This window comes from Rhodopseudomonas sp. RCAM05734, assembly GCF_052658035.1.
On sequence record NZ_CP199742.1, the window covers coordinates 5,994,072 to 6,019,667 of the forward strand.

Here is a 25,596-nt window from a genome sequence, read left to right on the forward strand (position 1 = left end):
CTGGCTGAATGCAATCCTGCCACCAACACGCCGCGAGCGGAAGTCAATCCAACTCAACAAGCTCAAATACAGGTTCGACCTGATCGTGCAGCCAGGACATTCTGGCTCACAGCCTTTGAGCGCCCACTTTACGCGACGAGTTCAATCGATCGCCGCCACACATTCGGCAGAGTCTCAGCCGGGCGCCGGCGGCGGAACGCAGGCTTCGCTGATGACAATTTCCCCTTTCTCAAATGGCTGACAAATGCCCCGTTTCGCCTATGGCGCAAGCGTCAAGCGCATCAGCCATTGAAGGCGGCCTGGGCTTCCGGCAGATCCCAGATCTTGCCCACCGCCGCGGTCCCCGCCGCCACGATCGCGGCTTCGTCGTGCTGCGTCGAACGGCCGGCATCGATCAGGATGCGGCCGTCGACGATGACCTGGTCGATATTGGCGCGGTTGGCCAGAGCGATCAGGCCACGGCGCGGATCGAACAGCGGCTGCAGATGCGGGTGACTCATATCGACAACCGTGAGATCGGCGGTGGCGCCCGGCGCGAGCACGCCGAGGTCAGGCCGTCCGATCACGCCAGCGGCTGTCGCGGTCACGGCTTCGATCAGTTCCGGCCCGTTGGCGACATCGGCTTTGCCCGACGACAGTTTCGAGATCAGCGAGGCGGCGTTCAGTTCGCCGAGAAAATCCTGATTGTAGCCGTCGGTGCCCACCACGGTGCGGACGCCATGCGACGCAAAGCGGCCGAACGCCGCGGTCACACCGCTGCGCGCAAACACCCGGGGACAGTTCAATACCGTGGCGCCGCGCGCCGCCATCAGTCCCAGATCGCTGTCTGAACTTGCGATGCAATGCGCAGCCATCAGGTCCGGCGCGAGCACGCCCAGCCAGTCAAGATACTCCGCCGGCGTCCGGCCATCGTAGCGCTGGCCGATCAGCGCCACCTCGGCGGCGCTCTGGGCCAGATGGGTGGTGATGGGCACGCCGAGTTCGCGCGCGCGCGTCGCGCAGGCCTTGAACAGCTCCGGGCCGCAAGTGTCGGTGGCGTGCGGGCTCATGGCGAGCTTGATGCGGCCGTCGGCCTGCCCGTTCCAGCGCTGATACAACGCATTCCAACTGTCGAGATCGGCTTCGCCATCGTTGCCGGTGTAGGTCATCACGCCGTCGGCGCCGAGCCGGGCATCGGCCGTCGAGAACAGATAAGGCGCGCCGTAGAAGCGGATACCCATCTCGGCGGCGGCGTCGAACATTTCGGGGATGGTATTGCGGAACGAATCCATCACCGTGGTGACGCCGCCCTTCAGCAATTGCAGCACGCCAAGCCGGGCGATCGCCAGTCGCTCCAGGGGCGACAGAATTTCCGCGCCGCGTTTGCTCAGCGGTAGCAGCACCGTGTAGATGATGCTCTGGTTGTTGCGGCGACCATTGCCGTCTTCGGTATGGCTGCGCGCGATGGCTTCGCTGTAGCAGTGGTTGTGCAGGTTCAACAGGCCAGGCAGGATGAACCGGCCGGGCCGGTCGAACACCTCGCCAGCCTGCGGCCGCGTCTGCGTGACCGCAGCGATGCGGCTGCCTTCCAGCAAGATCCAGCGGTCGCGCAGCACGTCCTGCGCGCCATCCTTGCGTGACAGCACATAGCTGCCGAAAATGGCGATCGTGCTCATTCAGCCGCGGCGGAACTGCCGCCCGCCTCATGAAGCCGGTAATTCGCAGCAATCGCCTCGCCGGTCGCGATCCAGAGATCCGGACAGGATTTCGCATAGAGCAGAAATTCGCGCAGCAGGCGAAGCCGCATCGGCCGGCCGCTGACCTGCGGGTGCAGCACCGTGGTGACCATCGCGCCCCAGTCGCGGGTCTCGTCGAGATCATCCTTCCACATGGACAGCACATGCTCCTTCGGGAAGATCGAGCGCGGGCTGAAACGGTTGGACAACCCGTGCATCCAGTCATCGTAGCTCGAGGTCACCGGCAGTTCGATGGTGCCGGGCCGGCCGTCAGCCAGACAGTGGCGATAGGGCCGCACGTCATCGCGAAACGACGAGGTGTAGACGATGCCCTTACGCACGAGCGCCACGCGCAGCGCTTCGGTGAATTCCCCGACGGGCGCGCGATAGCCCTTCGGAACCACGCCGAGATGACGCTTGATAGCCTCGAAGCCACGATCAAGCTCCTCGTCGACCGGATCGCCTGGGTCGACCAGCAAATGGTGATAGCCGTGGTGGCCGATCTCATGGCCGGCCTTGAGGATCGATTCCGCCATTGCCGGATGTGCGTCGACCGCCCAGCCAGTGATGAAAAACGTCGCCTTGAGGTCGAGCTGCTCCAGCAGCTCCAGCAGCTTCGGTGTGCCGACGCGCGCCTCATAGCCACCATAGCTCATGGTGACCAGACGCTCGGCATGCGCCGCGTCCTTGGCCGTCCAGGCGCTCTCAGCATCGACATCGAACGACAGGAACATCGCCGAGGAGAACGGCTTGGGCCACGGAAATTGCGGCGCCGGCGCTGCGGTGTTGGCGGGGATCAGCGGGATGCCCGCCAGTGCTTTACTGTCCTGCATTGATCAAGGCCTTTTCCATGCCGTAGTCGGTCAGTTTCCACTTCACCAGCAGCGCTTTGTAGGACCCGTCGGCGATCAGTCCGTCAAGTGCCTCCACCACCGCCTGCTGCAGGCCCTTCTCTTTGACCGGCAGAGCAAGGCCGGTGAATTGGGTCGCGAAAACGCCGCCGACCGGCAGGTAGACGCCGGGTTCGAGGTCCATGATGTAGGGCAGTGTCTCGCCGCCCTGCACGGCCGCATCGATGCGGCCCTGGCGCAGCTGTGTCCTGGCGTCGGCCGAGCCCTCGGTGCCGACGAAGACGATGGGGCTGGCAGCGCAATTCGCATTGCTCCAGATCTCGATCATCTTCGGCATGTTGGTGCGCCTGGAGGCACCAACCTTCTTGCCGCAAAGAGCTGCCTGGTCCTTGAACTCAGCGGCGCGGGAGTTCTGCACGAAGAACAGCGGGCCGTTGCGTAGATAGTCGACGAAAGTCGCGCTATCCTGCCGGGAGGCGATGTCGGTCATGCCCGACAGGATCGCGTCGACGCGCCCCGTCGAGATCGCCGGCATCATCTGGTCGAAGCTGGTTTCCTGCCACGCGATCTTGATGCCGAGCTTGCGGCCCAGCGCCTCGCCGAGGTCGACGTCGAAGCCCGTCAGCGCGTTGGTGGCCGGATCCTTGAACTCCATCGGCGGATAGTTCGGCACGATGGCAACCTTGATGCTGCCGGCCTTGACGATGTCGGGCGGCAGCTCTGCCGCGAGAACCGCGCCGGCGAAGCAGCAGGCGAGCGCGGAGGCTATCAAAATCTTCATCGTGGCTCCTTGTTGCGTGTTCGGAAAGCAAACCGCCGTTTTATCGAATCACTGCAGACAGAAAGGCCTGGGTGCGCGCCTCGCGCGCGCCGCCGAGGACCTCCGACGTCAGACCGGATTCCACGATGGCGCCCTGATCCATATAGACCACCCGGTCCGCGACCTCGCGTGCAAAGCCCAACTCGTGCGTCACCACCATCATGGTCATGCCGCTGCGCGCCAGCTCCTTCATGACGGCGAGCACTTCGCCAACCAGCTCCGGATCGAGCGCGCTGGTTGGTTCGTCGAACAGCATCAGCATCGGCTTCATGGCGAGCGCCCGCGCAATCGCCACCCGTTGTTGCTGGCCGCCCGACAATTCCGCCGGATAGGCATCGGCCTTGGCCGTCAGGCCGACCCGTCGCAGCAGCTCCATCGCTTCCGCCTCCGCCTCCGCCGGCTTGCGGCCCTGCACATGCACGGGACCTTCGATGATGTTTTCCAGCGCTGTACGGTGCGGGAACAGGTTGAAGCGCTGGAAGACCATTCCAGTCTTCAGGCGCTGTTGCGCGACCTGTCGCTCGGACAGGCGGTGCAACCGCCCGCGCTCCTCCCGCACCCCCAGCAATTCGCCGTCCAGCCAGATCCCGCCGCTGTCGAACGATGTGAGCTGGTTGACGCAGCGCAGCAGCGTCGTCTTGCCGGAACCGGATGCACCGATCAGGCACACTACTTCGCCGGCATGAACATCGAGCGACACCCGACTCAGCGCCTGGAATGCGCCGAAGTTCTTGTTGATCGAGCGGATCGCGACCAGCGGGCGGGTCATCGCACCACCTGCAAGGTGCCGCGAGAAAAGCGGCGCTCGACAAGCATTTGCAACGGCGTCAGGATCGACACCACGAGCAGATACCAGAGGCCGGCGACGATCAGCAGTTCGATGACGCGCGAGTTTGCATAATAGATGTTCTCGGCGCTGTGCAGCAGTTCCGGATACTGGATGACCGACGCCAGCGACGTCGCTTTGACCATGCCGATGAATTCGTTACTGAGCGGAGGCGTCACCACCCGCATGGCCTGCGGCAGGATGACCCGGCGCAGCGTCTGCAGCCGCCCCATGCCGATCGCCTGCGCAGCCTCATGCTGTCCGATATCGACCGAGAGAATGCCGGCCCTCATCACTTCCGACGTATAGGCGCCCTGATTGATGCCGAGACCAAGCAGCGCGGACAGGAACGGCGTCATCACGTCGACCGCCCGCACCGACCACAGGCCGGGAATGCCGATGGTCGGGAACACCAGCGCGAGATTGAACCACAGCAGCAGCTGCAGGATCAGCGGCGTGCCGCGGAACAGCCAAGTGTAGCCCGCCGCGACCGACTTCAGCACCGGGTTCGGCGACAGCCGCATGATCGCCACGACCACGCCCAGCGCGATGCCGAGCGCCATCGCAAGCACCGCCATCAGCATGGTGTTGGCGATGCCATGCAGGATGACGGGCACCGTCAGGAACCGCCCGACATAGGACCATTCGATCTGGCCGTAGGCGAAGGCACGACCGATTGCCGCCAGCGCCGCGACAATGGCGAAGGCGGTGAACCAGCGGATCCAGTGCGGCCGACTGGCCGCCCTGACCATCGAGAGATCAGGAAATCCTTCGGCAAGCCGCTCGGTTGCGCTCATTGTGTGGCCGCGTTCATCATCGGCTTTGCAACCGCATGCATGCCCAAGCCCCATTTCTCGAGAATAATCTTGTAGGCACCATCGGAGATCATGGCCGCAAGCGTTTCGGTCACGACCTCGCGCAGCGCCGCGTCGTCCTTGCGGAACATGATGCCCTGGTAGCCGCTGGAAAACGGCTCGCCGACAACGCGATACTTCCCGACTTCCTGCTGCTGGGCATAGGGCAAGGTCTCGCTGCCCTGCACTGCCGCATCGATGCGACCCTGCTTGAGCTGGTTGCGCACGTCGATGCTGTTTTCACCGGGGACATACTGGACGGCCGGCTTGCCGGCGGCTTCGCAGTTCGCCTTGCTCCATTTCTCGATCTCGGCCGGGAAGCTGGTGCTGCGCGTGGTTCCAACCTTCTGGCCGCACAGCTCGATGGCCCGCTTGGGCGCACTCTCCGTCATCACGAAGAACTGCGGACCGGTGGTGAGATAGTCGATGAAGTCGGCGGTCTCGCGGCGCGAAGCGCGGTCGGTGATGCCGCTGATGATAAAATCGGCGCGCTTGGTCGCCAGCGACGGGATCAACTCGGCAAACGGCGTTTCGCTCCAGACAATCTTGACGCCAAGGCGCCTGGCGATCTCCCGGGCCAGATCGACATCGAGTCCGACCAGTTCGTTGGTGGCAGGATCGCGATAGGCCATCGGGGCGTAGGTCGCATTGATGGTCAGTCGCAATACGCCGGCCTGCCTGATCGAATCCGGAAGCTCGGCGGCCTGCGCCGAGGCGACAGCGACGAAGCCAGCCAGTCCGAGTGCGATTGCGATGCGCGTCATGTAAGTTCCTTCGCCCCCGGCGATGCAGGCGCCGCCGCGTCGAGGTGTTGACGCAGCGGCGGTTCGACCACACCGGCGCGCTCGGTGATGACAGCATAATGCTCCGGCCGCCGGTGTGCGGCGAAGTTGAACATCTTGTCCTTGCCCTGACGGCAGAGGTCGAGGTCGATGTCGGCGACAATCACCTCGTCCGCCAGCGTCTTCGCCTCGGCGACGATCCGTCCATTCGGATCGACGATGCAGGAGCCGCCGATCAGGCCGGAGCCATCCTCGTCGCCGGCCTTTGCGACGGCGATCGCCCAGGTGGCGTTCATGTAGGCGTTGGCCTGCGCCACCAGCGTCGAATGGAAGGTTCGCAGCGCGGCATCCTCGGTGACGCCGCCATTGGGATCGTAGGCCGCGGAATTGTAGCCGACGCAGACCAGTTCGACGCCCTGCAGGCCCAGCGCGCGCCAGGATTCGGGCCAGCGCCGATCGTTGCAGATCATCATGCCCATGATGGCGTCGCACCAGTCGGGGCCTGCGCGAAAAGCGGGGAAGCCAAGGTCGCCATAGTCGAAATATCGCTTTTCGAGCTGCTGGTATCGCGCCCCTTCACGCGGCTCCACCGAGCCCGGCAGATGGACCTTGCGATAGCGGCCAAACACCTCGCCCTGTCGATCGACGAGGATCGCGCAATTAAAACGCTGACCATCGGCTGTGAGCTCGGCATAGCCGACGGAGAAACCGACGCCCAGCGCGCGCGCCCGATCGAACAAGGGCTGCACGGCCGCATTCGGCATGCCGCGCTCATAATAGCGATCCAGCGCTTCGCCCGCGAGCAGCCAGCGCGGAAAGAAGGTGGTGAATGCGAGCTCGGGAAACACCACGAGGGTTACGCCCTGCGCAGCCGCCGTCTCAAGCAGCACGATCATGCGGCCGAGCGTGTGCTCGCGCGAGTCGGCTTGTTGCGTCGGGCCCATCTGGGCGGCCGCGGCGCGGAAAATACGGGACAACGCTGCCTCCAATCTGGGCGCACTGCTGCATCGACAGGCAAGACATGCCCGCTCCAACAGCGCACGAATACACAGTGATTACAGGCAGATGCGACGTCAAATGCAATCGTTCGTGCTATGATATTTTGGCGGAGACAATAACCGGTGATGATATGAACCTACGTCAACTGGAAATCCTGCGTGCGGTCATCCGACACCGCACGACGGTGGCGGCTGCTGACGAGTTGGCGCTGTCGCAGCCCGCCATCAGCAACGCGCTGAAGGCCATGGAAGCCCAGGCAGGGTTCGCCTTGTTCGAGCGCGCCAACAACCGCCTGCTGCCGACCGCCGAAGCAATGGCACTCTACAAGGAGAGCGACGCCATCTTCGCGCTGCATGCGAAACTTGAAAATCGTGTGCGTGATTTCAGGGAAGCGCGTTCCGCACGCCTGTCGATCGTTGCGACACCGCCGCTGGCCTATGGCATCATCTCGCCGGCGCTGTCGGGCTTCCTGCAGCGCCGGCCGCACACGCGGGTGTCGTTCGACGTCCGCCGCTACGAGGGAATCATCGACGGCGTGCTGGACGGAACCGCCGAGCTCGGTTTCGCGCTCGGTCTGTCGCAACATCCGGGCATTGCCCGCGAAGTTCTGCATGTCGGCGAAATGGTCTGCGTGATGCCGCAGGACCATCACCTGGCCGATCAGACGACGATTTCTGCGTCCGATCTTGCCGGCCTGTCCTTCATCGGACTGGAAGGAGGAACACGGCTGGGCGCCGCCGTGCGCGAGAACTTTGCGCAGGCCGGCGCGCCGTTTCGGCCCACCGTCGAGGTGCGCTACTGCAACACGGCCTGCATGCTCGCCGCCGCAGGCGTCGGTGTGGCCGTTGTCGATCCGATGTCGGCACGGCAGAGCGCCGGTCCGAACCTCGTGGTGCGGCCGTTCGCGCCCGCAATCCCCTGCATCGCCTATGTGCTGTGGTCGGAAGCCGAGCCGCTCTCGCGCCTCGCCAAGGAATTCCTCGCCGAAATCCGCCAGACCAGCCTCGTGAACTGAGCTGGATGGAATCTGCCTCTTGTTCCGACACATCGGGCCGCTCGGCGTATGACTGCTGACGGCGCCCGGTCCCGCGCCATCTGCTGAAAATTTGGCGTTGGCAGGCCCGCATATTACTATACGATTCGTCCACTTATTAAGATCGCGCGCGAAACCTCTGCGCAGCGCAGGGAGCTGTTCGCATGACGTTGGACTACGAGCTGTTTAACGCCGGCGATGTCGTCCTGCAGGGCGGCCGGGTGTTTCCGAACATGCGGCTGGCCTACAGGACCTATGGACGCCTGAACGCCGCCAGGGACAATGTCATCGTCTATCCCACGTCGTTCGGTGCCCAGCACTACGACACCGAGTGGCTGGTCCATTCCGGCGGCGCCCTCGATCCGGATCGCTATTTCGTCGTCATCCCGAACCTGTTCGGCAACGGCCTGTCGTCGTCTCCTTCGAATGCGGCGCAGGCCTTTGCGGACGGTTCGTATCCGGACGTCAGCTACTACGACGCCGTCGCGGTCCAGCACCGACTGCTGACCGAACGTTTTGGGATAGCCAAAATCGCGCTGGTTTACGGCTGGTCGATGGGGGCCATGCAGGCCTATCACTGGGCGACTCGCTATCCGGACATGGTCGAGCGGGCTGCGATCGTCTGCGGCAGCGCGCGCTGCTCGCCGTTCAACTTCGTATTCCTGGAGGGGGTCAAGGCTGCGTTGACGGCCGACCCGGCCTTTGTCGATGGGCGCTTCGTGTCGACGCCGTCCGTCGGGCTGCGGGCGATGGGCCGCGTCTATGCCGGCTGGGCCATGTCGCACGCCTTCTATCGCGACGCGTTGTGGCGGACACTGGGCTTCACCTCTCTCGAGGATTTCCTCACCCGGTCCTGGGACGTCGCCTTTTCCCGGCGCGATGCCAACGACCTGCTCGCTCAGATCCGGACCTGGCAGAGCGGCGATATCAGCCGTTGCGATCAGTTCGGCGGCAATCTGGCCGACGCGTTGGCGGCGATTGCTGCGCGGGTCCTGCTGATGCCGAGCCGGACCGACAGCTATTTTCAGGTCCGGGACAACGAGGACGAACTGCCGCTGCTGGTCAATGCGTGCTCCGCCGAACTCGTGCCCATCCCCTCCGACTACGGACATCGTGCCGGCAACCCGGCCCTCATCCCCGCCGACCGCGCCTTTATCAATGCGACGGTGGCGGCATTTCTTGCCAAGGACGGCAACCAGGAGACCCGCAGATGACAATGGCGTTGGACGCTGATCGGAGCATAGCTGGACGTGCGCTGACACCGGTTCAGTTGAAGGAGCTTTCGGCGCGTTCGAACATGCCGGGCCTGATCCGGTCGATCACCCACTATGGCGCAATCGCGCTGGTTGGTGCCCTGATCTGGCGGATCACGGCACGATACGGCGTGTTGCCGGCGGTCCCGCTGATGTTCGTGCAGGGCTATCTGGTCGCCTTCCTGTTCATGGCGGTGCATGAAGCCGCCCACAACACGGTCTTCAGGTCACGGCATTTGAACCTGGTGCTCGGCCATCTGTCGTCGCTGATGATCGTGCTTCCCTATGACGGCTATGCGCTGTTTCACTGGGATCACCATCGCTACACCCAGGACCCGCAGCGCGACCCCGAACTCGTCACCGCGACGATCCCGTCCTCCGACGCGCGGCTTGCCATCGCCTATACCGGCATCGTGCAGTTGACCAACCGGATCGTCCTGCTGTTCCGCCGCGCCTTCACCGGGCAGGCCGTGGCGCCGTGGATTCCAGAGAACAAGCGCGCGATGATCGTGCTGGAAGCGCGCGCCTATGTCCTCGTCTATCTCCTTCTCCTGATCGCCTCGGTCGCGCTGTCGACCGCGGTGCTGTTGTGGAGCTGGCTCATTCCGCTGTTCCTCGGGCAACTGTTCCTGCGCCCGTATCTTTACGCCGAGCACACCGGCTGCGAACACACGCGCAGTGCCTACGAGAATACGCGGACGACCTACACCGGCGAAGTGGTGAAGTGGTTCGCCTGGAACATGCCATTCCACGTCGAGCACCATGCCTACCCCTCGGTGCCGTTCCATGCGCTGCCGAAACTGAACGAGATCGTCGCCGGACGTATCGTTCACAGCGGCCCGGGCTACCGCGCCGTGACGCGGCAGACATGGGCATGGTTCCGGCGCGCACGCCCGCAATGACCGGCGCCACGACCGATCGCTGCTAAGTCGTTGACAGCACCGAGGTCACGAGCCGGTCCGCGTATGGGCCGGTGAGGCGGCGCAGCCCGAACACATATTGATAGAACAGCGTCCCGTAGATTCGGTCATACAGATCGCCGGCGGGTCCTGAAGCGCGAATGCTTCCCTGCTTCTGTCCGGATCGAATGATCGCGACGGCGGCTTTTCTGCGGATCGCGAGATAGCGCTCGGCGAATGGCTTTGCCGAACCGGTTCCGGCGATACATTCGGCGATGACCGCGAGCTGCACCCTGCCGAAATCGCTATTCAGCGCCGCAACGCAGGCTGCGGCGTGCGCCCTAATGCACGACAGCGCATCGCCCTTGTCGTGCAACGGGATCATGGACGCGGCCTGCCGCAGGAACGCGTCGATCAGCAGAGCCTCGCGGGACGGCCACCACTTGTAGATCGTCATCTTGGAAGCGCCGGAGTCGCGCGCCACCGCGTCGATGCTGGCAGCCGCGAGTCCGCTGGTCGCCATGATGCGGTAGGCGGCTTCCAGAATGACCTGCTCCGTCTCGATTGATCTGGGTCGGCCCTGGGACCTGGTGGCCACCTTGTTCACCCTGATTCTCCGACGTCGCTCGATGTCCCCGGAATATAAGAGCGAATGGGATACTGTTGGCGACCAAAGCACAACGGATTGTCAATGGTCGTCCATGTCGGCGTCAGCGTCCCGCGGCATAGCCCTGCATGCCGCGCGGGTTGGCGGCGGCGCGGCGGCGGCGGCCGATCTTGGAGGCGGCGGTGAGACGGCCTTCCGACCAGTCCGGTCCGGTCTCGACAACATGCCCCTTGGCCATGAGTGCTGCGATGGTCGCCGCCGGCACGCGGTTTTCCAGCACCAGCACGCCGGGCCGCGAGGTGCGCGGCCAGAACGAGATCGGGAAATGTTCGGAGTGCCAGGCCGGCGCGTCGATGGCTTCCTGCAGGTTCATTTTGGCATGCACGTGGCGCAGGAAGAACTGCGTATTCCACTGGTCCTGCTGGTCGCCACCCGGCGAACCCCAGGCCATGTAGGGCTCGCCATCGCGCAGCGCCATGGTCGGGCTCAGCGTCGTACGCGGCCGCTTGCCGGGCGCCAGTGCGGCGGGATGGCCTTCCTGCAGCCAGAACATCTGGGCGCGGCTGCCGAGGCCGAAGCCAAGCTCCGGGATCACCGGCGACGACTGCAGCCAGCCGCCGGATGGCGTGGCGGAAATCATATTGCCGTCCTTGTCAATGATATCGAAATGCACGGTGTCGCCGCGCACTTCGCCGAAGCGGCCGACGGTCGGCTCGCCAGCGCCCATGGCGCCGACCGCCTCGCGGCCACCCGCTTGCGTGCGCTGCGCGACCAGCGCACCAAAGCCTTCCACCGACCCCGGCCGGAATTCCAGCGATGCCCGGTCGGTGATCAGCTTGCGGCGCGCGTCGTTATATTCGTCGGACAGCAGCACCGCGATCGGGATCTCCGTGAAATCCGGATCGCCGTAGAACTTTTCGCGGTCGGCATAGGCGAGCTTCGCGGCCTCGATCTGCAGATGGATGAATTCCGGACCGGCGGGGTCGAGTCCGTCGAGTTCAAACCCCTTGAGCAGCGCCGGCTGCTGCAGCATCACCGGGCCCTGGCTCCAGACGCCCGGCTTGCACACGGTATAGCGGCCGTAATCATAGGTCAGCGGCGCCTCGATGGTCGGCAGCCAGCGCGCCATGTCGTCGGCGGTCAGCACGCCCTTGTGCCTGGAGCCGGTGACATCCATCACCTCCTGAGTCCGGCAGAAGCGATCGATGGCCTCGGCAACGAAGCCGCGCGACCATGCGGCGCGGGCCCGCTCGATCTGCGCATCGCGGTCGGAGCCCGCGCTTTCCGCCTCGTCGAGGATGCGCTGATAGGTGGCGGCCAGCGCCGGATTGGTGAACAAAGTACCGGGCACCGGCACTTTGTTGTCGGGCAGATACACCGCCGCCGAGGTCGGCCAGTGCGTGCGGAACAGCTCCTGCACCGTGGCGATGGTCGCCGCGGCGCGCTCCACCAGCGGATAGCCGTCGCGCGCGTAAGCGATTGCCGGCTCCAGCACGTCACGCAGGCGCAGCGTGCCGTAATCGCGCAGCAGCAGCATCCAGGATTCGAAGGTGCCGGGCACGCAGGCCGCAAGCAGGCCGGTGCCGGGCACCATGTCGAGGCCCTGGTCGCGGTAATGCGCAATGGTGGCGCCGGCTGGCGCCGGCCCCTGCCCGCAAATCACCTCGGTGCGGCCGCGCTTCATGTCATGAACGATGATCGGCACGTCGCCGCCGGGGCCGTTGAGATGTGGCTCCACCACCTGCAGGGTGAAGGCCGCGGCGACGCCGGCGTCGAAGGCATTGCCGCCCTTCTCCAGCGTCGCCATACCGACCGCCGTGGCGATCCAGTGCGTCGAGGTGACGACGCCGAAGGTGCCTTCAATTTCCGGGCGCGTGGTGAACGGATCGGGATTGATGTTGCTCATGGCTTCAAATCTCTTTCAACGACGAACCGCGATCACGCGGGTGTTTGAACACAGGATCAGGGCGCTGCCAACCGGCGCGCGCGTCAGGTTCCGACGCGCAGCGCGGCGCGCTGCTTGCGCAGCCAGGCAATGGCCGACAGCGCGGTGATGCGGCCAGTCTTGGGATTTTCCGAGGGGATGTTCTCGATGGTCATGGAAAAACTGGCGGAGTCCGCGGCGACCTCGACGCGGTGCACGTTGCGGGTCAGCGCCGGATCGGCCCAGATCTGCAGCGTGGTGCGATCGGCGCCGATGCCGGCCAGCGACAGCGCCACGGCGACGTTGAGATTGGCCGGGAAGCCCTTCGCCGCCTCGCGCGCAGTGCCGTCGAAGATCTTCAGCGGCTCGGTGATGCTCTCGATGTCGATATTGTTGGCGACGATGTAGGGCGCGCCGGCCAAGCCGCGCACCGGCTTGCGCGTCACCATGCGGACCGAGTGGATCTGGCCTTCCGCGGCAGCGGTCACCGCGTCGAGGCCGATCAGCGCCCCGGTCGGCACCACGATCTGGCCGCCATGCGCCTTCGCCAGCGCGATCAGGTCCTCGTTCTCCATCAGCGCGCCGGCGCTCAGCACCATCGCGGTCTTGCCGGCCCGCACGAACGGCGCGACGATGGCCCGCAGCAGGCTGCTCGGCGCGCATTCGATCACCATGTCGGCCACGTCGGCGAGGCCCTCGATGGGCAGCAGCGCCGGCTTGCTCGTAAGGCCCTCGATAAACGTCCGATGCTTGGCAGGATTCCGTACGGCGACGGCGACCAGCACCATGCCGTCGATGCCGCGGTCCAGCGCCTCCACCACCTTGGTGCCGATGGCGCCGAGGCCGGCGACGGCCACGCGCAGCCGCGGCCGTGTGGAGTTCAGGTCATTCGGCATCGCAGACGGTCACTTTCGAGGGCTCGGGTGTCGCAAGGTCGCGACCATGCCACGCCGATCCCCGCGCGGGAAGCGCATCCGGGACATGGCCCGGATGCGCGCCGCGTCAGCAGCTAGACCTCCAGCTTGTCGCCGCCCTTGAGGTCGAGCATCTCGCGGGCCTCGTCCGGGCTGGCCACTTCGAGACCGAGACCTTCGATGATCTTGCGGGCAAGCGTGACCTGCTCTGCATTGGACGACGCCATGCGGCCCGGCGCCGCCCACAGCGAGTCCTCGAGGCCAACGCGGACGTTGCCACCCATCGCCACGGCCATCGCCGCGATCGGCAGCCTGGTTGCGGCCGGCGCCGAGCACCGACCAGACATACTGGTCACCGAACAGCCGGTCGGCGGTGCGCTTCATGTGCAGCACGTCTTCCGGATGTGCGCCGGTGCCGCCCTGCAACCCGAACACCGTCTGGATGAACAGCGGTGCCTTCACCAGCCCCTGATCGAGGAAGTATTTCAGGTTGTAGAGATGCGCGGTGTCGTAGCATTCGAACTCGAAGCGCGTGCCTGACCCGGACAGGGTCGTCAGCACATATTCGATGTCCTGGAAGGTGTTGCGGAACACGATGTCCTTGTTCTGCAGGTGCTTCAGTTCCCAATCGTGCTCGAACTTGTTGAAGCGGTTGAGCATGCCGAAGAACGCAAAGTTCATCGAGCCCATGTTCAGCGACGCCACCTCCGGCTTGTAGACCGCGGCGGGACGCACGCGTTCGTCCACCGTCATGGTCGGCGCCCCGCCGGTGGTCAGGTTGATCACCGCATTGGTGCGCTGCTTGATGACCTTGAGGAACGGCGCGAACGCCTCCGGACTCTGGTCAGGCTGGCCAGTCTTCGGATTGCGCGCATGCAGATGCACGATGGCTGCGCCGGCCTCGGCGGCATCCACCGCGGCATCGGCGATTTCCTGCGGCGTCACCGGCAGCGCCTTGGACATCGACGGCGTGTGGATCGCGCCGGTGACGGCGCAGGTGATGATGACTTTACGGACCATGGTGGTGCTCTCTTTCTTGCTTGCAGTTTATCCGGTGTAGCTTGATCTGCTCCCTCTCCCCGCTTGCGGGGAGAGGGTCGGGGTGAGGGGAGTCTCTACGATCTCATTTGTTGTGAGCCCCTCTCACCCGACTGGCTTCGCCAGTCGACCTCTCCCCGCAAGCGGCGAGAGGTAAATCCGCGCGCCGCGGCGCGCTCATTTCTGCTTCTTCTTGTGCGCGGCCAGCGCGGCGAGGCGTTCGTTGCGCTCGATCGTCAGCTTCGCGATACGTTCCTGCGTCGGCTGGTGCGGCCAGGCGGCGATGACGCGGTCGACGTTCGGACTCTCATAGACCTCCGGGCCGGCCGCGGTAGCTGCCAGTTCCTTGTAGAAGCCGGTGTAGCGCGCGCAGTAGTCCGGAATGCCGCCGGGCGCATTGAGCTCGATGGTCTCCAGCGGCCCGAGGAACGACCAGCGTAAGCCGAGGCCATCTTTCACTGTATGGTCGAGATCCTCTGCCGAGACATAACCCTCGCCGACCAGCCGGAAGGCTTCGGCCAGCAGCGCGCCCTGCAGGCGGTTGAGGATGAAACCGTTAATCTCCTTGTTGACCGTCACCGGCACCTGGCCGATCTCCTGATAGACCGCGCGGGCACGTGCTATGCTGTCCGACGATGTCCACGGCGCGCCGCAGATCTCGACCACCGGCACCAGGTGCGGCGGATTGACGGGGTGGCCGACCAGGCAGCGCGCACGCCCCGCCAGCATTTCAGTGAACCGCGATGCAACGATGGCCGAGGTCGACGACGCCAGCACGGCATCGGCAGGCGCGAGACGATCGAGTTCGGCGAAGATGGCGATCTTCTGATCGATGTTCTCCGGCCCGTTTTCCTGCACGAAGGCCACGCCCTTGAGCGCGTCCGCCAGCGTTGCAGCGACGCTGATCCGCGCCGCGGCACCATCGGGGTCGTCGGCCAGGCCGTGGCGCGCCAGCGCCTGCAACTCGTCGCGGATCAGGGCCGGCCCGGCGGCGAGCGTCGGGCCATGCGGGTCGGTCAGCCGTACCGTCCAGCCGGCGCGGGCAAAAATCGCCGCCCAGGCGCGGCCGATCAGGCCAACGCCGACAATGGCAACGTATCGTTCGCTTTCAGTCATGTCATCTCTCACAGCCAGAGCACCTTGCGGCGCAGATCGAGGTCGTCGCGCAGATCCGCCGAGGCGCCGCGATGGATTACACGGCCGCGCTCCAGCGCCACCGTGGTGTCGGACAAAGCCAGCGCCAGATCAAGATTATGGTCGACGATGATGATGGCGACTTCCTTGCGCAGCCGGTCGAAGGTCTCGAACAACTGCTCGACCACCGCCGGCGCGAGGCCCTCGAACGGCTCATCCAGCAGGAGCACCCGAACGTCGCCGGACAGCGCCCGCGCCACCGCGACCATCTGCTGCTCGCCGCCGGACAGATAGTCGGCCGGGCTGTCGAGCCGCTCGCGGATGCGCGGGAAATACTCGTAGATGCGCTCGCGGGTCCAGTGCACGCCGTTGCCGGTCTGCCGCTTCAGCCCGCCGAGTTCGAGATTCTGCTCCACGGTCATGCCGGCGAACAGAGCTCGGCCCTGCTGCACATAGCCGACGCCGAGCCGCGCTGTCTCCGCCGGGCTGAGACCGATCAACTGGTGGCCGGCGAGTTCGATGGAGCCATTGGCCGCCGGCGCGATGCCGATGAGGGTTTTGAGCAGCGTCGACTTGCCGGCGCCGTTGCGGCCAAGCAGCGCGATGATCTCGTTGTCGTGCAGCGTGAAGTTGACGTCGTTGAGAATGTGGCTCTTGCCATAGAACGTATCGACGTTGGTGGCGGTCAGCAGCGGCTTGACGCCGGCCGCAGTCTCGCGCGGCCTAGCGGCGACCGCCGTGTTGCCGGAACCGATATAAACCTCCTGCACCCGGGGACTGCCGCGTGCGTCCTCGACCGACCCGTCAAGCAGGACGCGGCCTTCGTTCATCACCGTAACATGATCGGCGAGTTGGAAGACGCGATCGATGTCGTGCTCGACCAGCAGCACCGGCAGGTCGGCGGAGATGCGCTTGATGATGGCGCCGATGCGCTCGCGCTCTGCGGCGGCCAGACCGGCCAGCGGCTCGTCGAGCAGCAGCACGCGAGGCGCGGTGGCCAGCGCCACGCCCATGTCGAGCAGCCTTTGCCCGCCATAGGACAGCGTGCCGGCCTCGGCGCCCTCGATGCCGGCGAGGCCGAGATAGCGGATCGTCGCATCCGTCTCATGATTGATCGCGGCGATGGACAGCGCGTTGGTCCAGGGATCGAAGCGGCGCGGATGCCTCGCCTGCACTGCCAGCCGGATGTTCTCGGCCACGCTGAGCGCGGGGAACAGGTTGGTGATCTGGAACGAGCGACCGATGCCGGCGCTGGCGATCTGTTCCGGGGCCTGGCCGGCGATCGGCCTGCCCAGCAGCGTCACCGCGCCCTCATCCGGCGTATACATGCCCGACAGCAGGTTGAACGCCGTGGTCTTACCGGCGCCGTTGGGGCCGATCAGCGCATGCAGGGTGCGGTCGGCGATGGCGATATCGACGCCCTGCACCGCCTTGATGCCGCCGAAGCTCTTGACGATGTGGCGCGCGGCCAGCACCGGCCCGTTGACCACGGAAGTCGGACGCAGGAAATCCGGCAGCGGCATGGCCTCGAGCCGGCGCGCCGACATGGCGGCGTCCTCGACCACCTTCCTGCGGAACGGCGCGATCAGCCGCTCGCCGATGCCTACCAGGCCGGTGGGCGAGAAGATGATGAAGGCGACGAAGACGAGGCCGAACCAGAACAGCCAGTTCTCCGTGTAAATGCCGAGAAATTCGCGGAAGAGAATGAAGAACAGCGCGCCCAGCGCCGGGCCGAGGAAGCTGCGCATGCCACCGATCACCACCATGGCCAGCAGGTCGCCGGAGAACGCCACCGAGATCGGATCGGCTGACGTCATGCGGTTCTTGTACAGCAGCAGGATGCCGGCGAGGCCGGTGATGGTCGCCGACAGCACGAAGGCGGCGAGCTTGTAGCGGTTGGTGGGATAGCCGAGGAAGCGCGCGCGCTGCTCGTTCTCGCGGATCGCCACCAGCACCGAGCCGACGGTGGAATTGTGGAACTTCCACAGCAGCGCCAGCACCAGCAGCGCGATCGCCGAAACGAACCAGTAGTAGGTGGTCGACGATTCCAGATCGAGGCCGAACAGCGCCGGGCGGGTGATGCCGCCCAGCCCGTTCTCGCCGCCGGTGACGTCGGTCCAGCGGAACGACACGCTATACAGCATCGCCGCCAGCGCCAGCGTGAGCAGCGAGAAATACACGCCGCGCCGGCGCAGGATCAGAAAGCCGAAGGCGGCGGCGACCACCGCGGTGATGGCAAGGCCGAGCAGCGTCGGACCGAAGAACGAGTCCGGCATCAGGTTGCGCTGGATCAGCGCCGCCGCATAGGAGGCGAGGCCGAACCATGCACCGTGGCCGAACGATACCAGGCCGGTATGACCGACCAGAATGTTGAGCGCCATGCAGGCCAGAGCGAACACCACCACTTCGGTGGCCGAGGTCATGGTGAGACCGAGCGCCAGCAGCACCGGCGGCAGCACCAGCAGGCCGATGGCGGCGATAACAAGCGGAATGGGCAGACGCTTCAACATCAGCACGGCCCTACTCGAACCGCATGATGCGTTCGCCGAACAGGCCACGTGGCCGGAACAGCAACACCAGCAGCATCAACAGATAGATCGCCGCGGTGGAGGCGGCGGAATAGCCGATGCCGACCATGACGCCCTTGACCAGCCCGACCAGCAGTGCCGCCAGCACCACGCCCCAGAACGAGCCGAGGCCGCCGATCACCACGACCACGAAGGCCGGGGTGATGATCTCCTGGCCCATGGCCGGATGGATCGAATAGATCGGCGCCAGCAGCACGCCGGCCAGCCCCGCAAGGCCGATGCCGAGCGCGGCGACCGCCGACATATAGGGCTGCAACGAGATTCCGAGCGCACCGACCATGTCGGGGTTCTGCACGCCGGCACGCACCACGCGGCCGAACGAGGTCTTCTGCAACAGCAGCCACAGACCAAGGATGCAGGCGGCGGCGATGCCGAGCAGCACCACGCGATAGAACGAATAGATGAAGCTGCCTATCGCTACCTGGCCGCGCAGCGCCTGCGGAATCGAATAGGACAATGGCGGCGCGCCAAAAATCATGCGCAGCGCCTGTTCGGCGACCATGGCGAGGCCGAAGGTCAGCAGCAGCGACAAGATCGGGTCGGAGCGATAGAACCGGCGGAACAGTGTGCGCTCGATCACGACGCCCAACAACGCCACCGCAACGGGGGCGGCGACGAAGGTGCCGCCGAAGCCGAGATACGGCGTCAGCACCAGCGTGAGGTAAGCGCCAATGGCATAAAACGCGCCGTGCGCCAGATTGACGATGCCACCGAGCGAGAAGATCAGCGACAGGCCAAGCGCGATCAGCAGGTAGTAAACACCGTCGAGCAGCCCGTTGAGGATCTGCTGCGCCAATAACATGGCAGACATGGATTCGGTCCTCTTCACCCTCCCCTGGAGGGGGAGGGTCGACGGGCAGCCGCGAAGCGGATGCGCGTCGGGGTGGGGTGATAGCGGCAGAGGCGGAGCGAAACACATCACCCCACCCCGCTGATGACGATGCTGCGCATCGTCATCAGCGACCCTCCCCCTCAAGGGGAGGGTGAAGGAAGCTCAGCTCGGGAACTTGCAGCTGTTCTCCTCGGCAGTGGCGGCGATGACTTCGAGGTCTTCGTTCGGTCCGGGCACCGCCGGGCTGGAGGAAAAGATGTCCCACTGGTTCTTGATCTTGTCGGCGGGCAGCGCGGTCACCGCATACATCTCGTGCATCAATTGGTGATCGGACGCGCGGAAGTAGCCCGGCCGGGTTTTCAGCAGATCGAACTTGGCGCCCTTCTCGAAGTGCTCGATGATCTTCGGCGACTCCGCGGACTTCAGGTCGTTGATCGCCTGCGCCACGATCTTGGTGGCGATGTAGTCGCCCCAGGCCTGATTCTCCGGCGGCTTGTTGTATTTCTTGGTGAAGGACGCGACGAACGCCTTGCTGCCGGGGGTGTCGAGCAGGTGATGCCAGACCACCGGCCAGGTGCCGACGAAGTTGCCCTTGCCGGCGGCCCAGGCCAAAGCGGTGTCGAAGCCGAAGCCGCCCACCGGGAAGGTCAGACCGAATTCCGCATATTGCTTGAGGAAGTTGGTGATCTGGTTGCCGGCGAGGTTGATCACCACGAGATCCGGCTTGGCCTCGCGGATCTTCAGCAGATAGGCGGAGAAGTCGGTGGCGTCGGTGGGCACCAGGTCGTCGCCCGCGAACTGCCCGCCATTGGCTTCCATGAAGCGTTTTGACACTTTCAGCAGATCGTGGCCGAAAGCATAGTCCGCCGTCAGCGAGTACCACTTCTTGCCCTTGACCAGCCCGTCTTTCAGGAACGAGCGACCGACCGTCTTCACATACATGGAGTTCTGCGACTCCACATGGAACATGTAGCGTTGGCAGTCCTTGCCGCGCAGCGCGTCGGAATTGCCGCCGGTGTTGATGAACAGCGTCTTGTTGCGCGACGCGACCTGCGCGATCGTCAGGCACGACGCCGACGAAATCTCGCCGATGATACAGGCGACCTTGTCGCGCTCGATCATGCGCTCGGCCTTGGTCGATGCGGTCTGCGGGTTGACCGAGTCCTCCTTCAGCAGTTCGACCTTGCGGCCCATCATGCCGCCCGCGGCATTGATCTCCTCCACGGCGAGATCGATGGCCATCACGCCATACTCGCCCAATGGCCCGAGAAAGCCGGTGCGCGGGGTGAGATGGCCGATGCGGATCACATCGGAGGTCTGTGCCGACAGGATCGACGGCGCCGAGAGGCCGGATACCAGCGCCATGCCGCCGGCAGCCTTGAGCAGCCGGCGACGCGTGAAATCGTTGATGTTGGACATATGTTTCGTCTCCCTGATACGGCCGCGCCTGCAGCGGCAGCTCCCTCTCCGGTCATGCGCCGCCCTCTTCTGCTGTGAGGACTTATGTCGCTTGCCGTGATCTGTGATCACAGTTAGACTGGCAAAACTCGCGGGCCTTGTCGAGTCCCCGCTGACGATTTGCCGAAAACGGAGCATCCGCGTTGAACCGACCCGCTGCGCTGACCCTGGTCGAGCCGCTCGACCGCCAGACCCTCGGGGAGCGCGCCTACGCCCAACTGGCCGAGCTGCTGATTTCCGGCCGGCTGGCACCAGGCGAGAAGCTGTCGCTGCGGACCGCGGCTGACGTGCTCGGCGTGTCGATCATGCCCGTGCGCGAGGCGGTGTCGCGGCTGGTCGCCGACAAGGCGCTGGAGGTGGCCGCGAACCGCGCCGTGCGCGTCCCCGTGATGTCATCCGGCCAGTTCCGCGACCTGACCAAAGTGCGTATCGCCATCGAAGGCTACGCGGCGGCGGAGGCGGCGCAGCATCGCAGCGACGATGATGTCCTCGCCATCGCGGCCTCCGAGGCCGCCATGCGCGCCGAAAGCGAAGTGGCCACGCCGGATCTGCCGCGCGCGGTGGAGTTCAACAAGAATTTTCATTTCGACGTCTACGGCGCCGCGCATTCGCCCGTGGTGCTGGAGATCATCCGTGCGCTGTGGCTCAAGGCCGGTCCGGTGATCAACCTGGATCTGCGCGGCAATCCCGATCGTCTCGCCAAGGGCGAGGCTATCCGCTTTCACGCCAACGTGCTGCGCGCCATCAGGGTCGGCGACGCTGACGCCGCGCGGGCCGGCATCGCAGCAGACATCAACGGCGCTGCCGACTTCATCCTGTCGCGGGGCGGCCTCGCAGACTGACCATTTCGATCAACCATTCGGAGCCACCATGGATCTCGCCATCAAGGGTTTACGCGTTCTCGTCACCGCCGGCGCCAACGGCATTGGTCTGGCCATCGCCCGCGCCTTCGCAAGCGAAGGCGCCAGGGTGCACGTCTGCGACGTCGATCAGACCGCGCTGGCCACGCTTGCCAAAAGCGATCCCGCCATCACGCAGACGCCGTGCGACGTCTCCGACCGCGCGGCCGTGAAGACACTGTTCGCCGATGCGCTGGCAAAGCTCGGCGGTCTCGACGTGCTCGTTAACAATGCCGGCGTCGCCGGGCCGACGTCGAAGGTCGAGGACATGAACCCGGAGGACTGGGATCGCTGCCTCGACATCTGCCTCACCGGCCAGTTCAACTGCACGCAACACGCAGTGCCCGAACTCAAAAAGAGTAGCAACGCCTCGATCGTCAATCTGTCGTCGGCCGCAGGCCGCGTCGGCTTCGCCATGCGCGCGCCCTATGCGGCGGCGAAATGGGGCGTCATCGGCTTCACGAAATCGCTGTCGATCGAGCTTGGCCCCAACAACATCCGCGTCAACGCCATCCTGCCCGGCCTCGTCGCCGGCGACCGCCAGCGTCGCGTGCTCGAGGCCAAGGCGCAGCAGCGCGGCATTTCCTTCGCCGAGATGGAGAAGACGGCGTTCTCCTACACCTCCATCAAGGACTACGTCACGCCCGAGCAGATCGCCGATCAGATCCTGTTCATGTGCAGCCCGCGCGGCAAAACCATCTCGGGCCAGGCGATCTCGATCTGCGGCGATACGCAGATGCTCGGATAGTTCGATACCTCACGTCGCTCCGCGCAGGATATCCAGCGTCTTTTGGTCAGCCCGGCCGGCGTAGTACCGGGCGATGGCGTCGCGAAAGACCGCATTGTCCTCGGCGACTGCGGCGAACAGCGTCATCGACGAGCAAAACTTCACGTCATCCGGTGAACCGAGGATGGCGTGAATGGAGCGGTCCTGGACGGCCAGCACCAGCTCCGTGCACTCTTTCAGTCGCAGGCCAAGGGCGGGGTGCCGAAGATAGGCGACCGCCTCGTCACGCGAGGCGATCGCGTATTTCTGCGCCATGGCGCTGTGCCCGAGCCCGGCGATCTGCGGGAAGATGAACCACATCCAGTGGCTGCGCTTCGCGCCTGCCTGCAATTCATCACGGACGCGGTCGTAGACTGGATCTTGCGCGGTGACGAAACGCTGCAGGTCGTAGGGGGCGGACGAAGCGGAAGGCATTGCGTGCATCCTGTGAATCGCGGCGTCAGACCACCTTGCCGAACACCGCGCCAATGCCGGCCGTCAGCGCCATGGCGAAGGCGCCCCAGAACGCCACCCGCAGCGTCGGTTTCAGCAGCCCGGCGCCGCCGGCCTTGGCGCCGATGGCGCCGAGCAGCGACAGGAATAGCAATGATCCGACAGCAACGACCGGGATCACATGCGCCGTCGGCGCCACCAGCACCAGCAGCAGCGGCGCCGCGGCACCCACAGTAAAGGTGGCAGCCGAAGCCATCGCCGCCTGCACCGGACGCGCGGTGGTGGCCGCGGAGATGCCGAGTTCGTCGCGTGCATGGGCGCCCAGCGCATCCTTGACCATCAACTGCCGGGCCACCTCGCGTGCCAGCCCGACCTCGACGCCGCGCACCACATAGGCCTGCGCAAGTTCTTCGGTCTCGGCGGCCGGATCGGCGGCGAGTTCTCGCGATTCCCGCGCGAGATCGGCATGCTCGGTGTCGGATTGCGAACTGACGGAGACATATTCCCCGGCGGCCATGGACATGGCGCCGGCCACCAGGCCAGCCACGCCGGTGAGCAGGATATCGCTCTGCGCCGCGGAGGCGGAGGCCACGCCGAGGATCAGGCTAGCCGTCGAGATGATCCCGTCATTGGCACCGAGCACCGCTGCCCGCAGCCAGCCCACGCGCGACACCAGGTGGCTTTCTTTGTGCAGGCGACTCATGCTCACTCTTTCGGATCGGGGTTTCAATGAAAACCTAGGGGTCGCGACGGCAACGACCACGCCGCGACACTACGCGCATATCGTTGCGTCAGCAGAATGAATTTGCCTCAGCGCGGTTCGCTATCCTGCAGCACGCGTAGAGCATTGAGGATCACCGCGACGTCGATGACCTCCTGCAACAGCGCGCCCTGCACCGGCGTGAGATGGCCGAACGCCGCCGCGATCATCCCGGCGATGGACAGGCCGATGCCGGCATAGACGCTTTCCAGCGCGATGAACCGCGCGCGTCGGGCGATCCGGATCGCCGGCACCACGCGGTCGAGATGGTCGACCAGCAGCACCACGTCGGCGGCTTCAGCCGACGCCGCCGCACCTCGCGCGCCCATCGCCAGCCCGATATCCGCCGCGGCCAGCGCCGGCGCATCGTTGACGCCGTCGCCGACCATCATCACCGGGCCGTTCTTGCGTTCGGACAGGACCACCATGACCTTCTGGTCGGGTGTCAGTTCGGATCGCACCGCATCGATGGACAGGCCGGCGGTGATCGCATCCGCAACCGCGCGGCGATCGCCCGTCGCCAGCACGATACGTTCGATGCCTAGCTTGCGCAGGTCGCCGAGCAGCGCTTCGGTGCCGGCGCGTAATTCATCGGCCAGCACGATTTCACCGGCCAGTTCGCCGTCGATGGCCACTGCGACCCGCACGGCGCCCGGCGTCTTCGAGCGTTCCAGTTGGGCGCCGCTGCCGACGGCGATGCGCGAGGCGACGAAGGCCACACCGCCGACCACCGCCGGTCGTCCCCAAACATTGCCCTCGATTCCTTCACCGGCAGTTTCCAGCGTACCGGTCGGCACGGCCAACTGCAGCTCACGCGCCTGCGCCTCGGCGACGACAGTCTGGGCGATAATGTGGTGGGACATCTGATCCAGCGATGCACCGATGCGGATAATCTCGTCGGCCGAGAAATCCGGCATCGCATGCACCGAGACGACCCTGGCGCGGCCGTCGGTCAGTGTGCCGGTCTTGTCGATCACCAGCGCGCGAATGCGCGCCAGCGTCTCCAGCGCCTTGCCGCCCTTGATCAGGATGCCGTGCTTCGCCGCGCGCGACAGGCCGGAGACGATCGCCACCGGCACCGCGAGAATGAGCGGACATGGCGTGGCGACCACCAGCACGGCAACGGCACGGATCGGATCGCCGGTCCACAGCCAGGCGCCGCCGGCAATCACCACCGTTACACCGAGAAACACCATGGAAAACCGATCGGCAAGCCGCGACATCGGCGCCTTGGAGCGCTGCGCTGCCTCCACCAGCCGCACGATGCCCGCATAGGTGCTCTCGGCAGCGCGACGCAGCGCCACGAGATCGAAGGCCTCGCCGACATTGGTCGATCCGCTCAGCACGGCCTCCGTAACCTTGCGCTGAACCGGGATAGCCTCGCCGGTCAAAGCCGACTGATCGAGCACGGCCGTGCCCAGCGCCACCGTGCCATCGACGGGAATGACGTCGCCCCGACGCATCAGCAGGCGATCGCCGGACATGACGAGCTCAAGGCCGATTTCCTCGAGCTGGCCCTCACGGTGCCGCATGGTGGTGCGCGGCACCCGCGCCAGCAGCGCCGTCATCTCGCGGCGCGCGTGGCGCTCGGCAAAGCCTTCAAGATACTGGCCGCCGGCATACATCAGCGCCACCACCGCGGCGGCGAGTTCCTCACCGAACAGCAGCGCAGCACTCATCGATAATGCGGCGACAATGTCAAGACCGACCTCGCCGCGGCGCAGACTCACGACGATGTCGACCAGCAGCGTCAGCAGAACCGGAACGGTGGACACCGCCCATACAACGGGAACCCATAGCTCGACGCCCCAGAACCGCAATGCAAAGCCGGCGGCAATCCCCAAGGCAGGAAAAGCTATCAGCCAGGGGCGAATGGAGAAGCTGGAGAACATGGTGATCGTCGTCCATCAAGACGTTGCGGCACTCACCTTGACTGCGCCACGCACCACCATTTCCCTTTGATATATATCAACTGCTGCAACAAACGGATCAGATCACCGGCAAGCCAACGCCCGCCCTCTCTTCCGGAGACACGCGACGTGCGATTACTGCCGTCAATCGCGCGCGAAAGCTGCGTCTCATTCGCAGCAGCGCTGCAATAATTATTCATGTCATCTTATTGCAGCGAATGCTGCAGTTGCGCTGTCGCTAGATTGATCCTGCTCAATGCAGTACCACCCGGATGCTGTGA

Annotated in this window: 22 protein-coding genes and 1 pseudogene; 5 read left to right on the top strand and 18 right to left on the bottom strand. The window is 65.2% G+C overall.

Features of this window, described 5'->3' with window-relative positions:
* Nucleotides 1-281 precede the first annotated feature (281 nt).
* From ACUXVA_RS28510 to ACUXVA_RS28540, 7 genes are read right to left on the bottom strand one after another with little or no spacing between them, the layout of a single operon-like run.
* Nucleotides 282-1,655 carry an amidohydrolase family protein gene (locus ACUXVA_RS28510; RefSeq protein ID WP_265082567.1) on the bottom strand — a complete coding sequence of 458 codons (1,374 nt, stop codon included), beginning with the start codon at nt 1,653-1,655 and terminating at the stop codon, nt 282-284.
* Nucleotides 1,652-2,548, bottom strand: a complete 897-nt coding sequence (locus ACUXVA_RS28515) for a polysaccharide deacetylase family protein (protein WP_265082566.1) — start codon at nt 2,546-2,548, stop codon at nt 1,652-1,654. Before ACUXVA_RS28515 ends, ACUXVA_RS28510 begins: the two co-directional genes overlap by 4 nt.
* Nucleotides 2,535-3,347, bottom strand: coding sequence for an ABC transporter substrate-binding protein (locus ACUXVA_RS28520; protein WP_265082565.1), 813 nt, complete (start codon nt 3,345-3,347; stop codon nt 2,535-2,537). The genes ACUXVA_RS28515 and ACUXVA_RS28520 overlap by 14 nt, the downstream gene beginning before the upstream one ends.
* Nucleotides 3,348-3,387: 40 nt before the next feature.
* Nucleotides 3,388-4,155, bottom strand: a complete 768-nt coding sequence (locus tag ACUXVA_RS28525; RefSeq protein WP_265082564.1) for an amino acid ABC transporter ATP-binding protein — start codon at nt 4,153-4,155, stop codon at nt 3,388-3,390.
* Nucleotides 4,152-5,009: an amino acid ABC transporter permease gene (locus ACUXVA_RS28530; protein ID WP_265082563.1), complete on the bottom strand. Its 858-nt coding sequence runs from the start codon at nt 5,007-5,009 to the stop codon at nt 4,152-4,154. Before ACUXVA_RS28530 ends, ACUXVA_RS28525 begins: the two co-directional genes overlap by 4 nt.
* Nucleotides 5,006-5,830: an ABC transporter substrate-binding protein gene (locus ACUXVA_RS28535; protein WP_445489547.1), complete on the bottom strand. Its 825-nt coding sequence runs from the start codon at nt 5,828-5,830 to the stop codon at nt 5,006-5,008. Before ACUXVA_RS28535 ends, ACUXVA_RS28530 begins: the two co-directional genes overlap by 4 nt.
* Nucleotides 5,827-6,825, bottom strand: a complete 999-nt coding sequence (locus ACUXVA_RS28540; RefSeq protein WP_445489549.1) for an N-carbamoyl-D-amino-acid hydrolase — start codon at nt 6,823-6,825, stop codon at nt 5,827-5,829. Before ACUXVA_RS28540 ends, ACUXVA_RS28535 begins: the two co-directional genes overlap by 4 nt.
* 152 nt (nt 6,826-6,977) lie before the next feature.
* Here ACUXVA_RS28540 and ACUXVA_RS28545 point away from each other — a divergent pair, with 152 nt between their 5' ends.
* The 3 genes from ACUXVA_RS28545 (at nt 6,978) to ACUXVA_RS28555 (ending at nt 10,035) form a co-directional block, all read left to right on the top strand.
* Nucleotides 6,978-7,862 (top strand): LysR family transcriptional regulator, encoded by an 885-nt coding sequence (locus ACUXVA_RS28545; RefSeq protein ID WP_265082560.1) that lies wholly within the window; start codon nt 6,978-6,980, stop codon nt 7,860-7,862.
* A 182-nt stretch (nt 7,863-8,044) separates the two neighbouring features.
* On the top strand, nt 8,045-9,094 hold the full coding sequence (locus ACUXVA_RS28550; RefSeq protein WP_445489551.1) for an alpha/beta fold hydrolase: 1,050 nt from the start codon (nt 8,045-8,047) through the stop codon (nt 9,092-9,094).
* Nucleotides 9,091-10,035 carry a fatty acid desaturase gene (locus ACUXVA_RS28555; protein ID WP_445489553.1) on the top strand — a complete coding sequence of 315 codons (945 nt, stop codon included), beginning with the start codon at nt 9,091-9,093 and terminating at the stop codon, nt 10,033-10,035. The genes ACUXVA_RS28550 and ACUXVA_RS28555 overlap by 4 nt, the downstream gene beginning before the upstream one ends.
* Before the next feature lie 22 nt (nt 10,036-10,057).
* On the opposite strand, the gene ACUXVA_RS28560 is transcribed toward ACUXVA_RS28555, so the two are convergent.
* The 8 genes and pseudogenes from ACUXVA_RS28560 to ACUXVA_RS28595 form a co-directional block, all read right to left on the bottom strand.
* Nucleotides 10,058-10,639, bottom strand: coding sequence for a TetR/AcrR family transcriptional regulator (locus tag ACUXVA_RS28560; protein WP_445489555.1), 582 nt, complete (start codon nt 10,637-10,639; stop codon nt 10,058-10,060).
* Between the two features lie 103 nt (nt 10,640-10,742).
* On the bottom strand, nt 10,743-12,545 hold the full coding sequence (locus ACUXVA_RS28565; protein ID WP_445489557.1) for a gamma-glutamyltransferase family protein: 1,803 nt from the start codon (nt 12,543-12,545) through the stop codon (nt 10,743-10,745).
* Between the two features lie 83 nt (nt 12,546-12,628).
* Nucleotides 12,629-13,459 carry an aspartate dehydrogenase gene (locus tag ACUXVA_RS28570; protein ID WP_445489559.1) on the bottom strand — a complete coding sequence of 277 codons (831 nt, stop codon included), beginning with the start codon at nt 13,457-13,459 and terminating at the stop codon, nt 12,629-12,631.
* A gap of 113 nt (nt 13,460-13,572) precedes the next feature.
* A pseudogene (locus tag ACUXVA_RS28575) lies at nt 13,573-14,497 on the bottom strand (3-keto-5-aminohexanoate cleavage protein).
* A gap of 195 nt (nt 14,498-14,692) precedes the next feature.
* Nucleotides 14,693-15,631, bottom strand: coding sequence for a 3-hydroxyacyl-CoA dehydrogenase (locus ACUXVA_RS28580; protein WP_265082553.1), 939 nt, complete (start codon nt 15,629-15,631; stop codon nt 14,693-14,695).
* Nucleotides 15,632-15,639: 8 nt separating this feature from the next.
* Nucleotides 15,640-18,159 (bottom strand): branched-chain amino acid ABC transporter ATP-binding protein/permease, encoded by a 2,520-nt coding sequence (locus ACUXVA_RS28585; RefSeq protein WP_445489561.1) that lies wholly within the window; start codon nt 18,157-18,159, stop codon nt 15,640-15,642.
* Nucleotides 18,160-18,169: 10 nt separating this feature from the next.
* The gene (locus tag ACUXVA_RS28590) at nt 18,170-19,048 is read right to left on the bottom strand and encodes a branched-chain amino acid ABC transporter permease (protein WP_265082552.1); all 879 of its coding nucleotides are present in this window, start codon (nt 19,046-19,048) and stop codon (nt 18,170-18,172) included.
* A gap of 183 nt (nt 19,049-19,231) precedes the next feature.
* Nucleotides 19,232-20,488 (bottom strand): ABC transporter substrate-binding protein, encoded by a 1,257-nt coding sequence (locus ACUXVA_RS28595; protein ID WP_445489564.1) that lies wholly within the window; start codon nt 20,486-20,488, stop codon nt 19,232-19,234.
* 182 nt (nt 20,489-20,670) lie between these two features.
* Here ACUXVA_RS28595 and ACUXVA_RS28600 point away from each other — a divergent pair, with 182 nt between their 5' ends.
* Together ACUXVA_RS28600 and ACUXVA_RS28605 are read left to right on the top strand one after the other, a co-directional pair.
* A complete protein-coding gene (locus ACUXVA_RS28600; protein WP_265082550.1) occupies nt 20,671-21,369 on the top strand; it encodes a GntR family transcriptional regulator in 699 nt (232 codons plus the stop codon).
* Between the two features lie 28 nt (nt 21,370-21,397).
* Complete coding sequence (locus tag ACUXVA_RS28605) at nt 21,398-22,174, top strand: SDR family oxidoreductase (RefSeq protein WP_445489566.1); 777 nt, start codon at nt 21,398-21,400, stop codon at nt 22,172-22,174.
* Nucleotides 22,175-22,183: 9 nt separating this feature from the next.
* Here the strand turns inward: ACUXVA_RS28605 and ACUXVA_RS28610 are convergent, their stop codons facing one another.
* The 3 genes from ACUXVA_RS28610 to ACUXVA_RS28620 all read right to left on the bottom strand — a co-directional run bounded on the left by ACUXVA_RS28610 (nt 22,184) and on the right by ACUXVA_RS28620 (nt 25,297).
* Nucleotides 22,184-22,627 (bottom strand): DUF1810 domain-containing protein, encoded by a 444-nt coding sequence (locus ACUXVA_RS28610; RefSeq protein ID WP_445489568.1) that lies wholly within the window; start codon nt 22,625-22,627, stop codon nt 22,184-22,186.
* Between the two features lie 25 nt (nt 22,628-22,652).
* On the bottom strand, nt 22,653-23,348 hold the full coding sequence (locus tag ACUXVA_RS28615) for a VIT1/CCC1 transporter family protein (protein ID WP_445489570.1): 696 nt from the start codon (nt 23,346-23,348) through the stop codon (nt 22,653-22,655).
* A 107-nt stretch (nt 23,349-23,455) separates the two neighbouring features.
* Nucleotides 23,456-25,297, bottom strand: a complete 1,842-nt coding sequence (locus tag ACUXVA_RS28620; protein WP_445489572.1) for a heavy metal translocating P-type ATPase — start codon at nt 25,295-25,297, stop codon at nt 23,456-23,458.
* Nucleotides 25,298-25,596: the final 299 nt, after the last annotated feature.

Excerpts from the sequence above, each read along its gene's own strand:
- ACUXVA_RS28510 (WP_265082567.1), bottom strand. The coding sequence starts at position 1,655 with ATGAGCACGATCGCCATTTTCGGCAGCTATGTGCTGTCACGCAAGGAT.
- ACUXVA_RS28615 (WP_445489570.1), bottom strand. The coding sequence starts at position 23,348 with ATGAGTCGCCTGCACAAAGAAAGCCACCTGGTGTCGCGCGTGGGCTGG.
- ACUXVA_RS28595 (WP_445489564.1), bottom strand. The coding sequence starts at position 20,488 with ATGTCCAACATCAACGATTTCACGCGTCGCCGGCTGCTCAAGGCTGCC.
- ACUXVA_RS28580 (WP_265082553.1), bottom strand. The coding sequence starts at position 15,631 with ATGACTGAAAGCGAACGATACGTTGCCATTGTCGGCGTTGGCCTGATC.
- ACUXVA_RS28550 (WP_445489551.1), top strand. The coding sequence starts at position 8,045 with ATGACGTTGGACTACGAGCTGTTTAACGCCGGCGATGTCGTCCTGCAG.
- ACUXVA_RS28545 (WP_265082560.1), top strand. The coding sequence starts at position 6,978 with ATGAACCTACGTCAACTGGAAATCCTGCGTGCGGTCATCCGACACCGC.
- ACUXVA_RS28520 (WP_265082565.1), bottom strand. The coding sequence starts at position 3,347 with ATGAAGATTTTGATAGCCTCCGCGCTCGCCTGCTGCTTCGCCGGCGCG.
- ACUXVA_RS28530 (WP_265082563.1), bottom strand. The coding sequence starts at position 5,009 with ATGAGCGCAACCGAGCGGCTTGCCGAAGGATTTCCTGATCTCTCGATG.
- ACUXVA_RS28605 (WP_445489566.1), top strand. The coding sequence starts at position 21,398 with ATGGATCTCGCCATCAAGGGTTTACGCGTTCTCGTCACCGCCGGCGCC.
- ACUXVA_RS28585 (WP_445489561.1), bottom strand. The coding sequence starts at position 18,159 with ATGTTGAAGCGTCTGCCCATTCCGCTTGTTATCGCCGCCATCGGCCTG.
- ACUXVA_RS28515 (WP_265082566.1), bottom strand. The coding sequence starts at position 2,548 with ATGCAGGACAGTAAAGCACTGGCGGGCATCCCGCTGATCCCCGCCAAC.
- ACUXVA_RS28535 (WP_445489547.1), bottom strand. The coding sequence starts at position 5,830 with ATGACGCGCATCGCAATCGCACTCGGACTGGCTGGCTTCGTCGCTGTC.
- ACUXVA_RS28565 (WP_445489557.1), bottom strand. The coding sequence starts at position 12,545 with ATGAGCAACATCAATCCCGATCCGTTCACCACGCGCCCGGAAATTGAA.
- ACUXVA_RS28570 (WP_445489559.1), bottom strand. The coding sequence starts at position 13,459 with ATGCCGAATGACCTGAACTCCACACGGCCGCGGCTGCGCGTGGCCGTC.
- ACUXVA_RS28555 (WP_445489553.1), top strand. The coding sequence starts at position 9,091 with ATGACAATGGCGTTGGACGCTGATCGGAGCATAGCTGGACGTGCGCTG.
- ACUXVA_RS28590 (WP_265082552.1), bottom strand. The coding sequence starts at position 19,048 with ATGTCTGCCATGTTATTGGCGCAGCAGATCCTCAACGGGCTGCTCGAC.
- ACUXVA_RS28620 (WP_445489572.1), bottom strand. The coding sequence starts at position 25,297 with ATGTTCTCCAGCTTCTCCATTCGCCCCTGGCTGATAGCTTTTCCTGCC.
- ACUXVA_RS28525 (WP_265082564.1), bottom strand. The coding sequence starts at position 4,155 with ATGACCCGCCCGCTGGTCGCGATCCGCTCGATCAACAAGAACTTCGGC.
- ACUXVA_RS28610 (WP_445489568.1), bottom strand. The coding sequence starts at position 22,627 with ATGCCTTCCGCTTCGTCCGCCCCCTACGACCTGCAGCGTTTCGTCACC.